This is a genomic window from Pseudomonas sp. OG7, assembly GCF_014192825.1.
Taxonomy (GTDB): Bacteria; Pseudomonadota; Gammaproteobacteria; order Pseudomonadales; family Pseudomonadaceae; genus Aquipseudomonas; species Aquipseudomonas monteilii.
In genome coordinates this window covers 1-14055 of record NZ_JACHYK010000016.1, presented here as the reverse complement: position 1 = coordinate 14055, position 14055 = coordinate 1, and the positions used below count along the sequence as shown (strand labels likewise).

At 62.5% G+C, this 14055-nt stretch carries 13 protein-coding genes and 1 pseudogene; 8 read left to right on the top strand and 6 right to left on the bottom strand.

All coding sequences use genetic code 11. The features are described 5' to 3' along the window. The 3 genes and pseudogenes from FHW75_RS26535 to FHW75_RS26525 form a co-directional block, all read right to left on the bottom strand. Positions 1 to 227: pseudogene (locus FHW75_RS26535) on the bottom strand (DotU family type IV/VI secretion system protein); the annotation flags it as partial. A gap of 246 nt (positions 228 to 473) precedes the next feature. Further along, on the bottom strand, positions 474 to 1292 hold the full coding sequence (locus FHW75_RS26530) for a phosphatase PAP2 family protein (RefSeq protein ID WP_019098756.1): 819 nt from the start codon (positions 1290 to 1292) through the stop codon (positions 474 to 476). A 2-nt stretch (positions 1293 to 1294) separates the two neighbouring features. Continuing rightward, the gene (locus FHW75_RS26525) at positions 1295 to 1984 is read right to left on the bottom strand and encodes a histidine phosphatase family protein (RefSeq protein WP_183675243.1); all 690 of its coding nucleotides are present in this window, start codon (positions 1982 to 1984) and stop codon (positions 1295 to 1297) included. Between the two features lie 276 nt (positions 1985 to 2260). Here FHW75_RS26525 and FHW75_RS26520 point away from each other — a divergent pair, with 276 nt between their 5' ends. The 8 genes from FHW75_RS26520 (at position 2261) to FHW75_RS26485 (ending at position 11467) form a co-directional block, all read left to right on the top strand. Then, entirely contained in the window at positions 2261 to 3016 is a 756-nt protein-coding gene (locus FHW75_RS26520) for a gluconate 2-dehydrogenase subunit 3 family protein (protein WP_084297556.1), read from the top strand. Between the two features lie 3 nt (positions 3017 to 3019). Continuing rightward, positions 3020 to 4804: a GMC family oxidoreductase gene (locus tag FHW75_RS26515; protein WP_025755041.1), complete on the top strand. Its 1785-nt coding sequence runs from the start codon at positions 3020 to 3022 to the stop codon at positions 4802 to 4804. A 12-nt stretch (positions 4805 to 4816) separates the two neighbouring features. After that, entirely contained in the window at positions 4817 to 6064 is a 1248-nt protein-coding gene (locus tag FHW75_RS26510) for a cytochrome c (protein ID WP_084297557.1), read from the top strand. 264 nt (positions 6065 to 6328) lie between these two features. Beyond that, complete coding sequence (gene ptxS, locus FHW75_RS26505; RefSeq protein ID WP_019098761.1) at positions 6329 to 7348, top strand: transcriptional regulator PtxS; 1020 nt, start codon at positions 6329 to 6331, stop codon at positions 7346 to 7348. A 66-nt stretch (positions 7349 to 7414) separates the two neighbouring features. Beyond that, entirely contained in the window at positions 7415 to 8188 is a 774-nt protein-coding gene (locus tag FHW75_RS26500) for a sugar phosphate isomerase/epimerase (protein ID WP_183675240.1), read from the top strand. Beyond that, a complete protein-coding gene (locus FHW75_RS26495; protein WP_027609929.1) occupies positions 8181 to 9131 on the top strand; it encodes a sugar kinase in 951 nt (316 codons plus the stop codon). The genes FHW75_RS26500 and FHW75_RS26495 overlap by 8 nt, the downstream gene beginning before the upstream one ends. A 58-nt stretch (positions 9132 to 9189) precedes the next feature. Beyond that, on the top strand, positions 9190 to 10482 hold the full coding sequence (locus tag FHW75_RS26490) for an MFS transporter (RefSeq protein ID WP_016714062.1): 1293 nt from the start codon (positions 9190 to 9192) through the stop codon (positions 10480 to 10482). A 10-nt stretch (positions 10483 to 10492) separates the two neighbouring features. After that, positions 10493 to 11467: a D-glycerate dehydrogenase gene (locus FHW75_RS26485; protein WP_016714063.1), complete on the top strand. Its 975-nt coding sequence runs from the start codon at positions 10493 to 10495 to the stop codon at positions 11465 to 11467. Positions 11468 to 11516: 49 nt separating this feature from the next. Here FHW75_RS26485 and FHW75_RS26480 read toward each other — a convergent pair whose 3' ends face one another. The 3 genes from FHW75_RS26480 to bamA form a co-directional block, all read right to left on the bottom strand. Continuing rightward, positions 11517 to 12482, bottom strand: a complete 966-nt coding sequence (locus tag FHW75_RS26480) for an endonuclease (protein ID WP_183675228.1) — start codon at positions 12480 to 12482, stop codon at positions 11517 to 11519. Between the two features lie 14 nt (positions 12483 to 12496). Next, positions 12497 to 12880 carry a hypothetical protein gene (locus FHW75_RS26475; protein ID WP_183675225.1) on the bottom strand — a complete coding sequence of 128 codons (384 nt, stop codon included), beginning with the start codon at positions 12878 to 12880 and terminating at the stop codon, positions 12497 to 12499. 98 nt (positions 12881 to 12978) lie between these two features. Further along, the coding region (gene bamA / locus FHW75_RS26470) for an outer membrane protein assembly factor BamA (RefSeq protein ID WP_183675222.1) at positions 12979 to 14055 on the bottom strand (1077 nt) is incomplete at its 5' end.

The window sequence follows — 14055 nt, the reverse complement described above, 5'->3', positions numbered from 1 at the left end:
CGCAGGCGAATGACCAGGCCGAACAGCGGGGTTGCCGCATCGAGCATCAGGTTTTTGAAGCCGCCACGTAGCTGGAACTGCGGGTCGGCGGGGTAGCCGAGCGGCTCCGTAGCGTGTTCAGGGCCAGCCCCGCTGTGAGGCTGCTGGGCAGCCTCTATATCCTCAAGCAGAATTGGCTTTTTCATGGCGGGCACAGGCTTGTCAGTGCCGTCGGACTGTCTGGACATCCATAATCCTCGTCAGTTAACAGATCAGGCTCACGCGATGACCGCGCACTTTCCATGCGGTCGCGCACAAGTATCTTGCGAAATCCTGAAGACTAACGAGGAATCAATAGGCAGGGGAGATTGAAACTTCCTAAAGCGCTGTAGGAAGTTTCGCTAAGTTTTATTTTGAAAGTATTATTAGCAACTAAGTGGATGACAAGTGCCTGTCAGATTCCACTATGCCCCTTGCTGAGAGACAAGGCCGCTCTACAAGGGCTGCGCCATGGCAGCGTCATGAATGACCGGGCTGTGTTCTGGCGCCTGCAACGCGATGCGGCCATAGAAGAGCAACGCCGTTACCCAGGTTGTCAGCCAGACAAAAATCCCCGCCCAGAATGTATGGGACATATAGTGCCAGCCCTGCAGTACCCGTGTTGTGCCGTACACGAACCCGATCAGCAGAATGATCACCAGCAACTTGCGTGCCTGTGCCCAGCGATGACGCAATGCCACGAAGTACAGCGCCAACAAGGTAAATCCGCTGGAGGCATGGCCACCCGGCCAGCAGCGGCCAGCGCCGGCCTTGTTCCACCAGGAGAAGTTTTCGAACCATTCAACGCGGGCCTGCGTACCGCCATACAGCGTGGTTTCGACAGGGCAATACACACTGGTGTGGCTTTTCAGGTAATGAATCACGGTCGTGCTCAGTGCAAACGCCACGACCACGAACAGCAAGTCGCGGCGGTGTTGGGTGGTGAAGCGCAGCACGGGTGCGATACGGGCTTTTTCCAGCACCCGGGTCAGCCCCAGTTGGGGACGGTTGGCCAAGCGCGGCCAGATAAACGACAGCAAGCTGCCGATGACTGCCAGTTCACCTGTCCAGTCCGGCAGGATGCGCGGCCACTTGTGGGTGACCTTCTCGAACCACTGATTGTGCAGCAGCGGGAACTGACCGGTGGCGGGGTCGAGCAGCAGGTTGCTGATCCAGCGATCGAACTCGGTGAGGTCGAATGCCACGAACACGATGGCGGCCAGCAACAGCGGCAGTAGCAGGTTGTTGCGGTAGAAAGCGGCGCGGGACGGCATATTCACAGCTCCTTGGCATGAACAAGTTTGCGCCATTCACTGGCAGCCATCTGGCCCAGCAGCGTTGCCTTGCCATCGCTGCCCTGGGTGATGAACAGGGCACTGGCATAGCTGTTCGACGTCGCGCTGACGTGTACCTGAAGCGCTTGCTCCAGCTGTTCCATGCAACCGCTGTGGCTGACCAGCACGAGGTTGTGGCCGGCCCGCTTGTGGCTAAAGGCGTTATCGGCAAAGTGTCCGTCACACTGGTTAAGCCAACCTTGCGTGGCCATGGTTTTACCAAACATGGCTTGTGCGGTTTGTCGGGTGCGCACCTCCGGGCTGGTCCACACGTCGGATGACGCCAGGCCAAGGTGTTGCAGGCCTTGGCCTACAGCGGCGGCCACCTGGCTGCCCGCAACCGTAATGCCGCTGGGGTCACCCAGGCAGGCACCTCTGGACCGGTCGCAGCGTTCGGCATGGCGCAGTACCACAATCACTGAGCCTTTTGCCCAAGCGGCCTCCAGCCCACTGCGTTGCAGGTGGTGCGGGTTGCCCAGGTTGGGGACGGCCGTGCGGGCATGCGCGCAGGCTGCTGCCACGCCCAGGACGAACAGCAGGCACAAGACTGCGAATAGCGCTGTGCCCCAAGGTAACCGGTGTACCTGCACGCGGCGTGAGGCGGGGGATTTGTCGATAACGCCTTGCAGCATGTTTGCCACTCCAGTCAGCTCGCTCCATTACGAGAGCGTCGGCACTGTAGGTAGCAGGATGTCGGTAGAGAGTGAGGCAGATGTGAAAAAAGCCTTGGCCCGACAGCGCTCTGGCCTTGCGGCAGAGACGAGAAGTCAACTATGAAACCGGTTTCAAAACATTTCTGAACGCGCTAGATTATTCGGCTGTCTTCTTGATGGCCTATCAAGATCACCTCTCTATTGAAAATCAGATGGCGCTTATCAAGGCCGCCCCAGAGCCGATGAGGATTCCCGATGCCTGAGCATGCCCCAGACAACCCGCGCAGGGATTTTCTGCGCAAGACCTTGACCCTGATCCCTGTCGTTACCGTGGTCAGCACAGGGCTGGGCGTGGGTGCCAGCCAACTGCTTGCCGCCCCGCAACAGCAGCAACAGCAACAGCCACCGAAAGTGCCGGCCACGCCACCGGCGGGTAACTATCAGCCGACATTTTTCAGCGCTGAAGAGTGGGCGTTTCTACAAGCCGCCGTGTCCCGCATCATTCCGGCCGATGAACTTGGCCCCGGCGCGCTTGAAGCCGGCGCTGCCGAATTCATCGACCGGCAGATGAACACGCCGTACGCCACTGGCGCACAGTGGTACATGCAAGGCCCTTTCAACGCCGACGCTGCGCCCGAGCTGGGTTATCAGTTGCAGCTCAGCCCGCAACAAATCTACCGCTTGGGCATCGCTGCCGTGGACGACTGGTGCAAGGCCAATTCCGGGCAGGTTTTTGCTGTACAAGATAGCGCTACCCAAGACCGTATTCTCGCCAAGATCGAGGCCGGAGAGCTGGTTTTCGACACCGTGCCGGCCAAGGTGTTTTTCAGCTTGCTGGTGCAGAACACCCGCGAAGGTTTTTTCTGCGACCCGATCCATGGCGGCAACAAAGGCATGGTCGGCTGGACCCAGATCGGCTTCCCCGGCGCCCGCGCCGACTTCATGGACTGGGTCGAGCGCAACGAGCCTTACCCGTTCCCGGCTGTATCGATCCGCGGCGAGAGGGCCTGAGGCATGGCGACTGTGTTGAACAAAGTGGATGCGGTGATCGTCGGCTTCGGCTGGGCCGGTGCGATCATGGCCAAGGAGCTGACCGAGGCCGGGCTGCAGGTGGTGGCGCTGGAACGTGGGCCGATGCAGGACACCTACCCGGAAGGCAGCTACCCGCAGGTGATCGACGAGTTGACCTACAGCGTGCGCAAGAAGCTGTTCGTCGACGTGTCTAAAGAAACCGTCACTGTCCGCCACAGCATAAACGATGTGGCACTGCCCAATCGCCAGCTTGGCGCTTTCTTGCCGGGCAAAGGCGTGGGCGGCGCGGGCTTGCACTGGTCGGGTGTGCACTTTCGGGTAGACCCGGTCGAGTTGCGCATGCGCAGCCACTACGAAGAGCGATACGGGCGAAAGTTCATCCCCGACGACATGACCATCCAGGACTTTGGCGTCACTTACGAGGAGCTGGAGCCGTATTTCGACTTCGCTGAAAAGGTGTTCGGCACCTCTGGCCAGGCCTGGACCGTCAACGGCCAGGTCGTGGGCGAAGGGAAGGGCGGCAACCCCTATGCGCCGGACCGCTCCAGCCCGTTCCCGCTGCCCGCGCAGAAGAACGTGGTGTCGGCCAGGTTGTTCGAAAAGGCCGCCACCAGCCTGGGCTACAAACCTTACAACCTGCCATCGGCCAACACCTCCGGGCCATACACCAACCCCTACGGGGCACAGATGGGGCCGTGCAACTTCTGTGGTTTCTGCAGCGGGTACGTGTGCTACATGTACTCCAAGGCCTCGCCCAACGTGAACATTTTGCCGGCGCTGCGCCAAGTGCCTAACTTCGAGCTGCGGCCCAATGCCCATGTGCTGCGGGTGAACCTGGACGACAGTAAGCGCAAGGCCACTGGCGTCACCTACATCGATGCCCAGGGGCGCGAGGTAGAACAGCCGGCGGAGTTGGTGATCCTGGCGGCGTTCCAGTTCAATAACGTGCGCCTGATGCTGCTTTCCGGCATTGGCAAGCCTTACGACCCGGTGAAGAACGAAGGCGTGGTGGGGCGGAACTTTGCCTATCAGAACATGGGCACGGTCAAGGCGTTCTTCGACAAGGACACCTACACCAACAACTTCATCGGCGCGGGCGGCAACGGCATCGCCATCGACGATTTCAACGCCGACAACTTCGACCATGGCCCGCACGGCTTCGTCGGCGGCTCACCGATGTGGGTGAACCAGGCGGGCAGCCGGCCGATTGCCGGCACCGCCAACCCGCCGGGCACGCCAGCCTGGGGCAGCGCCTGGAAGAAAGCCACAGCCGACTACTACACCCATCAGGTATCGATGGACGCCCATGGCGCCCACCAGTCGTACCGTGGCAATTACCTGGACCTGGACCCGACTTATCGCGACGCCTATGGCCAGCCGCTGCTGCGCATGACCTTTGACTGGCAGGAAAACGACATCAGGATGAACCAGTTCATGGTCGACAAGCTGAGCAAGATCGCCCAGGCGATGAACCCCAAGTCCATCGCGGTACTGGGCAAGAAGGTCAAGGACCACTTCAACACCGCCAGCTACCAGACCACCCACCTGAACGGCGGCGCGATCATGGGCACCGACCCCAAGACCAGCGCACTGAACCGTTACCTGCAAAGTTGGGACGTGCATAACGTGTTTGTCCCGGGCGCTTCGGCGTTCCCTCAGGGCTTGGGGTACAACCCGACCGGGCTGGTGGCCGCGTTGACCTACTGGTCGGCCCGCGCCATCCGCGAGCAGTACCTGAAAAACCCCGGTCCGCTGGTCCAGGCTTGAGGAGCGATGAGCATGAAGACAATGTTGATCGCAACCCTGCTGCTGGGGGCCACGACGGCTGTACAAGCCACCGCGAATGATGATGCCCAGGTGCGCCAGGGGGAGTACCTGGCCCGTGCCGGTGACTGTGTGGCCTGCCATACCGCCAAGAACGGCCAGCCCTTTGCCGGTGGGCTGCCGATGGAAACGCCGATCGGCACGGTGTACTCCACCAACATCACCCCGGCTGCCAGCGGCATTGGCCAGTACAGCTTCGAAGACTTCGACCAGGCCGTGCGCAAGGGCATCCGCAAGGACGGCAGCACCCTGTACCCAGCCATGCCATACCCGTCTTACGCGCGCGTCAGCGAGCAGGACATGCAGGCGCTGTACGCCTACTTCATGAAGGGCGTGGCGCCCGTCGAACAGGCGAACAAGGCCAGCGACATCCCCTGGCCGCTGAGCATGCGTTGGCCGCTGGCTGTCTGGCGCGGCCTTTTCGCGCCAGAGGCCAAGCCTTGGCAGGCAACGGCTGCTGCCGACCCGGTGGTAAACCGTGGTGCGTACCTGGTCGAGGGCCTTGGCCATTGTGGTGCCTGCCATACGCCGCGGGCGCTGACCATGCAGGAAAAGGCGCTTAGCCCGGCAGAGGGTGAGCAGTTTCTGGCCGGCAGCGCACCGCTGGAAGGCTGGATTGCCAAGAACCTGCGTGGTGACCACAAGGACGGCCTGGGCAGCTGGAGCGAAGCACAGCTGGTGCAGTTTCTCAAGACTGGGCGCAGTGATCGCAGCGCCGTGTTCGGTGGCATGAGCGACGTGGTCGAGCACAGCATGCAGCACCTGAGTGATGCCGACCTGACCGCGATCGCCCGTTACCTGAAGACCCTGCCGCCGAGCAACCCTGAAGACCGGCCACACGTCTACGACAAGCAGGTGGCGGATGCGCTGTGGAAGGGCGATGACAGCAAGCCAGGGGCGGCGGTGTACATCGACAATTGCGCGGCCTGCCACCGTACCGACGGCCAGGGTTACACCCGCGCGTTCCCGGCTTTGGCCGGCAACCCGGTGGTGCAGACGGCGGATGCCACGTCGCTGATCCATGTGGTGCTGGCAGGGGGCACGGTACCGGCGACGCACACGGCGCCTTCGAATTTCACCATGCCGGCGTTTGGATGGCGCCTGAGCGACCAGGAGGTTGCCGAGGTGGTGAACTTCATCAGGAGCAGTTGGGGCAACCAGGGAAGCGCCGTCACGGCCGATGATGTGAAGTCGCTTCGCTGACTTCTCCAGCTGCACCCTGATCCTCTGTGGGAGCGGGTTTACCCGCGAATGCGATGTCGAATCTACCGCCGCATTCGCGGGTGAACCCGCTCCCACAGTTTTTTGGTTGAAATTGTATTTGCATCAATCATTTAATTTGCTTATCTAACCTCGAATATCATGTTTGTTTCCACATTGCCGACCAGTGGAAGGTTGACGAACTGCCGCAGTTTTGCTGTATTGAAACCGGTTTCATCGCTATCACAACAATCATAAGGACTGCCCATGACCGACGCGCCTGCCCATGCCCGCGAACGGGTCACCATCAGCGAAGTAGCGCGTGTCGCTGGCGTTTCCAAAGCCACCGTTTCCCGTTACATCGGTGGTGATCGCCAGTTGCTGGCCGAAGCCACGGCCAAGCGCCTGGAAGACGTCATCGAACGGCTTGGCTATCGCCCCAACCAGATGGCCCGTGGCCTCAAGCGCGGCCAGACGCGACTGATCGGCATGCTGGTAGCCGATATTCTCAACCCCTACTCAGTGGCCGTGATGCATGGCGTGGAAACCGCCTGCCGTCAACACGGCTACAGCCTGGTGGTGTGCAACACCAACCGCGACGACGAGCAGGAGCGTCATCACCTGGTGGCCCTGCAGAGCTACAACGTCGAAGGGCTGATCGTGAACACCCTTGGTCATCACCCCGGCGAGTTGCTCAACCTGCAGCGTGACATTCCCATGGTGCTGGTCGATCGGCAATTGCCCGAGCTGAATGTCGACCTGGTTGGGCTGGACAATGCCGATGCGGTCGAGCAGGCCCTCGACCACCTGCAGGCACAGGGCTACCGCGATATCCTGGCGGTCAGCGAACCCCTCGATGGCACCAGCTCACGCCTGGAGCGGGTGCAGGCATTCGGCACGTCGGTCAGCCGTCGGGCCGGCATGCGCCAGCAGGTGCTGGAAATCGGCACCGGTCTGGAGGGGCAGCTGGCGTCATTCCTGGCCAGCCGTGGCCATGGCCCGCAAGCCATCTTCACCTTCAACGGCGTTGCAACCTTGGCGGTGACCCGGGCCTTGCACGAAGCAGGGCGCAACCTGTTTGCCGACGTCGGGTTGATCGCCCTCGACGACCTTGACTGGTACCCCTTGGTCGGTAAAGGCATCACTGCACTGGCGCAACCCACCGAGCGTATCGGTGTGGCGGCTTTCGAAAGCCTGCTTGGCCGCCTGCGCGGCAACAGCGGGGCGGCCCGGCGCATCGACTTCAAGGCCGAGCTGATCATCCGAGGCTCAACCCAACCCCAATAAGCAACGGCAGGCTGGCGCCTGCTGCTGTCGATTAAAAATGAAACCGGTTTCATAAGGACAAGAACAATGCACACGAACCCCGTTTCCATCAGCCTCTCCAGCTACGGCGCCGACTTCGTGCGGCAACGTGGTCAGGAGCAGTTCCTTGACCTGCTGGCCGCCGCTGGCGTTAGCCGTGTGGAGTTGCGCGAAGAACTGTTTGCCAGTGCGCCGGACGCGACAGCGCTGGGTGCTGTCATTGCCGCATTGCGCCTGGAATGCCTGTACTCGACACCCCTGGAGTTGTGGACCGCGCAAGGCGTACCTGACCCACTTGTGGTGCAGAAGCTGGAGCTCGCCCGCGCGTTTGGCGCGGTAGCGCTCAAGGTGTCCTTGGGGCACTTCAACGAGCGTTGCGATGTCACCGCCCTGGCAGCGCTACTGCCCGCACAGGGGCCGCTGTTGCTGGTGGAAAACGACCAGACTGAACACGGTGGCAGGATCGAACCGCTGCTGCAGTTCTTCCGGCATGCCGACCCGCTTGAGCTGCGCCTGGGCATGACCTTCGATATTGGCAACTGGCAATGGCAAGACGAGTCTGCGAGGCAAGCCGCGCGTCAACTGGGCCGCTGGGTGCGCTATGTGCATTGCAAGGCTGTGGAGCGCCGGGCCGATGGCCGACGGGTTGCCATACCGCCGCAAGCAGCTGACCTGCAAGCGTGGGCAACGCTGATGGCCGAGTTCGCCCCCGGCGTGGTGCGCGCTGTCGAGTACCCCCTGGTGGGCGACGACCTGCTGGCGCTGACCCGTGCCCAGGTGCGTAGCCTGTCTGCGCTGGGGGAGGAGGTGGCCCATGCATGAGCATGACGTGCTGTGTTTTGGTGAAACCATGGCCATGTTCGTTGCCGAGCAAACCGGCGACCTGGCCAGTGTCGGCCAGTTTGGCAAGCGCATTGCCGGCGCCGACAGCAATGTGGCGATCGGCCTGGCGCGGCTGGGGTTCAAGGTGCGTTGGTTGAGCCGGGTCGGTGACGATTCACTGGGCCGTTTCGTGCTCGACAGCCTGCAACGCGAAGGCCTTGACTGCTCCGGTGTCGAAGTGGATACCCACTGCCCCACGGGCTTTCAGCTCAAGGAACGCTGCGATGACGGCAGCGACCCCGCTGTGGAGTACTTCCGCCGTGGTTCGGCGGCCAGCAAGTTGTCACCCCAACTGCTGCGTGCAGACCTGTTGCAAGCGCGGCACCTGCACGCCACTGGCATTCCGCTGGCGCTGTCGGACAGCTGCCGGGCCCTGTCACACACGTTGGTCGACGCCATGCGTGCAGCCGGTCGCAGCATCTCGTTCGACCCCAACCTGCGCCCCTCGTTATGGCCTGATCAAAACAGCATGGTGCGCGAAATCAATGCCCTGGCGGTCAAGGCCGACTGGGTTTTACCGGGCCTGGAAGAGGGCCGGTTGCTGACCGGCCGGCACACCCCGGCAGACATCGCCGCGTTCTACCTCGACCGAGGGGTTGAGTTGGTGGTGATCAAGCTGGGTGACGCCGGTGCCTACTTGCGCAGTGCCAATGGGGAAGGCCAGGTAGCAGCCGTGCCCGTCAGCCGTGTCGTGGACACCGTCGGCGCCGGTGATGCCTTCGCCGTTGGCGTGCTCAGCGCGTTGCTGGAGGGCCGCGCAGTGGCCGAGGCGGTGGCGCGCGGCAACTGGTGCGGCAGCCGTGCCGTGCAGTCACGAGGCGACATGGAAGGGCTGCCGCTGCGCCACGAGCTGGAGGCCTTCGACCTGCGCAGAAGCGCGTGACCCCTTGACCCCGAATCACCTGTTGCAACAAAAACAACAAGCTCAGGAGAAACAAACCATGCAAAGCCAAAGCCTGGCACCTCGCCGCTGGTGGTACATCATCCCGATTGTGTTCGTCACTTACAGCCTGGCGTATCTGGACCGCGCCAATTACGGTTTCGCTGCAGCGTCCGGCATGGCCGAAGACCTGCATATCACCCCGGTGCTGTCTTCGCTGCTGGGCGCACTGTTCTTCCTCGGCTACTTCTTCTTCCAGGTGCCTGGCGCCATCTACGCCGAAAAGCGCAGCGTGAAGAAGCTGATTTTCGTCTGCCTGATCCTCTGGGGTGGCCTTGCCACACTCACGGGCATGGTCAGCAACGTCTACATGCTGATCGGCATCCGCTTCCTGCTCGGGGTGGTGGAGGCCGCCGTCATGCCGGCGATGCTGGTGTACCTGTGCCATTGGTTCACCCGTGCCGAGCGTTCGCGTGCCAATACCTTCCTGATGCTGGGCAACCCGGTGACCATTCTGTGGATGTCGGTGGTGTCGGGTTACCTCATCAAGCATTACGACTGGCGCTGGATGTTCATCATCGAAGGCCTGCCAGCCGTCATCTGGGCGTTCTTCTGGTGGCGCTTGGTCGACGACCGCCCGGCCCAGGTGAACTGGCTGAGCGAGCAGGAAAAAGAAGCCCTGCAGCAGGCGCTGGCTGCCGAGCAGCAGGGCATCAAGCCTGTGAAGAACTACCGCGAGGCGTTCCGTTCGCCGCAGGTGATCATCCTGGCGCTGCAGTACTTCTGCTGGAGCATCGGCGTCTATGGCTTCGTGCTGTGGCTGCCGTCGATCCTCAAGCAGGCGGCCAATGTCGATATCGTGCAGGCCGGCTGGCTGGCCTCGGTGCCTTACCTGGCGGCGGTACTGGCGATGGTGGGCGTGTCCTGGGCCTCCGACCGCCTGCAAAAGCGCAAGCGCTTCGTCTGGCCGCCGCTGCTGGTGGCCGCAGTGGCGTTCTATGGCTCGTACGCCTTGGGCAGCGAGCATTTCTGGTTGTCGTACGCGCTGCTGGTGCTGGCCGGCGCCTGCATGTATGCACCCTATGGCCCGTTCTTCGCGATCGTGCCCGAGATCCTGCCGGCCAACGTCGCAGGCGGGGCCATGGCGCTGATCAACAGCATGGGCGCGCTGGGTTCGTTCGGCGGTTCGTGGCTGGTGGGCTACCTCAATGGCGCCACTGGCGGGCCGGGCGCTTCTTACCTGTTCATGTGCGGCGCGTTGCTGACCGCCGTGGCGCTCACCGCCGCACTCAATACGTCCCAGACATCTGGCCGGGCCAAGCGCAACAGCACGCGGCTGGCCATGAACCCTTAGGAAACCTGCAATGAAGAAGCGAATCGTCCTGTATAAACGCCTGTCTGACGACTTGATGACCCGCCTGCAAGACCGCGTCGAGGTCACCTGGGTGGATACCGCCCGGCCCGATGGCCTGGCCCGCCTGCGCGACGCGTTGCCGGGCGCCCATGGCTTGCTGGGTGCCAGCCTGCGCCTGGATGCCAGCCTGCTCGACCTGGCGCCACAGCTGGAAGTGGTGTCCAGCGTTTCGGTCGGCGTGGACAACTATGACATTGCCGAGCTCAGCCAACGCGGCGTGATGCTGACCAACACGCCCGACGTGCTGACCGAAACCACTGCCGACACGGGTTTTGCCTTGATCCTGGCCACTGCCAGGCGGGTAGTGGAATTGGCGAACTGGGTACGCGACGGGCACTGGCAGGCCAACCTGGGCCCGGCGCATTTTGGCTGTGACGTGCATGGCAAGACGCTGGGCATCGTCGGCATGGGCCGCATCGGCGAGGCCTTGGCCCGGCGAGCGGCTGCCGGCTTCGGGATGCGCGTGCTTTACCACAGCCAGCGGCCCAAGCCCGAGGTGGAGGCGCGCTACGCCGCGCGCCAGTGCAGCCTGGATGAATTGTTGCAGCAGGCGGATTTCGTGTGCCTGACCGTGCCGCTGAGTGCCAGCACCGAAGGCCTGATTGGCGCACGAGAGCTGGCGCTGATGAAACCTGAGGCGATCCTGGTGAACATCTCGCGTGGGCGCGTGGTGGATGAGCCTGCGCTGGTCGATGCGCTGCGGGCCAAGCGCATACGGGGTGCGGGGCTGGATGTATTCGTGCAGGAGCCGCTGTCCACAGACTCGCCGCTGTTGCAGCTGGATAACGTGGTAGCGACCCCCCACATCGGCTCGGCGACCCAGGAGACACGCCAGGCCATGGCGCGCTGCGCGGTAGACAACCTGCTCAGCGCGCTGGCCGGCGAACGGCCGGCGAATCTGGTGAATGAGGTGTGCAGGTCGTGAGAGCAAGGGGCCGCCATACGGCCCCTTTGCGGTGCAGCTGAGCGGGCACTTATCGGCAGTTACCGGCTTTGCGATAGCCCGCAGCTTGAGCCTCACCCTCGGTGGCGAAGGTCACCTGGTTCTTCGCCGCTACCTGGTTGTAGCCCGGGCAGCCAACAGACAGGTGATAAACATGGCTGTTGCGGTTGCCAAGCACAGCCCCGACCGGCGCGGCGCTGGCCAGGCTCGGGTTGGCCTGCGCCTTGGTCGCTTTCACCGGCACCGCTTGCACTACACCACTGCCAGCCGGCTTGTAGTCGGCAGTCCATTTGCGTTCGCCACTCACGAACGGGTTGGCATGGCCCATGATCGCGGCAATACGGCGGTCGCGTTCTTTTTCCCAGGCCGACACCGGGTGCTGCTTGTCCCACGCCATCAACAGCTGTTGCTGCTGGCGCGACATGCTCAGTTGGTATCGGTCGAACATGTAGAACGTGGTACGCGCCACCAGGCCTTTAACTTCATCACGCGGCTCTGCAGCGCGCTGGACGAAATCGACCTTGGTGGTGCACTGGCCATATTCGCCGGCATTGCCGGCAACCATGCCGTAGTTGAAGTTGCTGCGGTCACCATTCACCTCGCCCACTGCCGGGTACAGGTTGAACAGATCGGCCTCCATGGCACGGAACACCGGGTCGTTGTCCACGCAGTGCTCGCGGCCGCCGTTTTTCCAGCACTGACGCTGGTTGCCGAAGGTGTAGGCGGGCACGATGTGTTCCCACTCGGTACGCTCGGCGCGGTTCTGCTGCCTGCGGGTCTGGTAACCACACGAGGCCGCATCGATGCGCCCACCGGACTTGCCCACCCAGGTCCACTTGCAACCGCAGTACAGGTCGCCCATGGCGCTGCTGGCCTGGTCCAGGTACACCTTCTGCTTGGCCACCACCTTGGCTTCGGTGAAGGTTGCCGGCGGGTTGGCCAAGGCAGGCAGGGTAAAGGAAAACAGTAAGGTTACGGCGTAAAGCAGTGATTTCATGAGAAAAACATATTTCAGGATGGGGTGCGCATTGTAATGGTTTCCCCGGGGCTGGCCAGCTCGCGGAGCCAGACCAAGGGTCGGCGTGGGTCGTCGCTGGCCATATGGTTGAACGTGGCTGAGTCGAGCATGTCCCTGACCTGGGTGCCCATGCGCAGCAGGCGCTCGATGAAACCGGCGCCGACGTCGCCATAGTCTTCCAGTGAAACGCCGCTCTGGTTGTGCTGGATGGCCAGGTGGTAGTGGCTGACCCCGGCACCGTTGCCACTGCCGCCCAGGACCACCGTGAAACGCGGGCCGAGCAGGTTGGCCAGGCGCTGCTGGACCAGATCGAGTAGCGCGAGCGGGACTTCATCGTGTCGCAATGCGTTGGGCAAGCAAGGTGTGAAAGGTGGCATGGGCGTGTCCTGCTGGGCGGCGTTCGAATGCCGCCCAGCTTAGGCAAGGTGACTGTCAACTTGGGTTAAGCAGGGGTAAAAGCAGGTAATGTCGGTGCTCAGAAGGACTGCCCCAGCGAGAACTGGAAGATCTGCGTTTCTGCGTTGTCCGGTTTCTTCAGCGGTGCCGCCAGGCTGAAGCTCAGCGGCCCCACCGGGCTGTACCAGGTCACGCCAACCCCCAGCGACACGGCCATCTGCGCCAGGTCCACGCTGCCGCAGCCCTGGGTGGTCGACAGATAGCAGGTGTCGGCATACACGTTGCCTGCATCGACGAACACCGAACTGCGCAGCTGGCTCTGGTCCTTCACGAACGGCAACGGGAAGATGTACTCGGCGCCACCGGTAATCAGGATATTGCCCCCTAGCACATCGGTATCGCGGTCGGAGTAATAGGCTTGGCCGGCGCTGGCATAGGTGCCGGTGGCCGGCGTGTTGCGCGGGCCGAGGCCACCGTCCTTGAAGCCGCGCACCGAACCCAGCCCACCTGCGGTGTAGCTTTCGTAGAACGGCAGGCCATCGGTGGAGCCGTAACCGTTGCCGTAGCCCAGGCTGGTGTGCAGGCGCAGCGCGGTTTTGGCGGTCACCGGCAGGTAGGTCTGGCCGTTATAGTCCAGTTTGTAGAACGACAGGTCGCTACCAGGGGTGGTGGCCATCAGCGTCAGGCTTTGCGAGTGGCCACGGGTGGCCAGCACGCCTTTGTTGAGGGTGGATTCAGACCAGCCGATCGACGCTTTGAGGTTGTTGAAGCTCTTGCCTTCCCGGGCGATGAAGTCGTAGATCTCGTCGGCGCTGTAGGTGCCGGGCGAGATGTCGTCGTGTTGCAGGGTCAGTCCATAGGTCAGGCGCGATGTTTCGTTGATCGGGTAGCCAAAGCTGACCCCGGCGCCGTAGCTGTTGATTGCATAGTAAGAAACACCATCGTCGTAGTAATCGCTGTAGTCGGTGCTGCTGTAGAAGGCGTTGTAGCCCAGGCTGACGCCGTCGGCGGTGAAGTAGGGGTCGGTGAAGCCGAAGTTGTACTTGGTCTGGTATTCGCTGCGGGTCAGGCCGATCGACACCTTGTTACCGGTACCGAGGAAGTTGCTCTGGCTGATCGAACCACCGAGGATCAGGCCGGCGCTCTGGGCGAAACC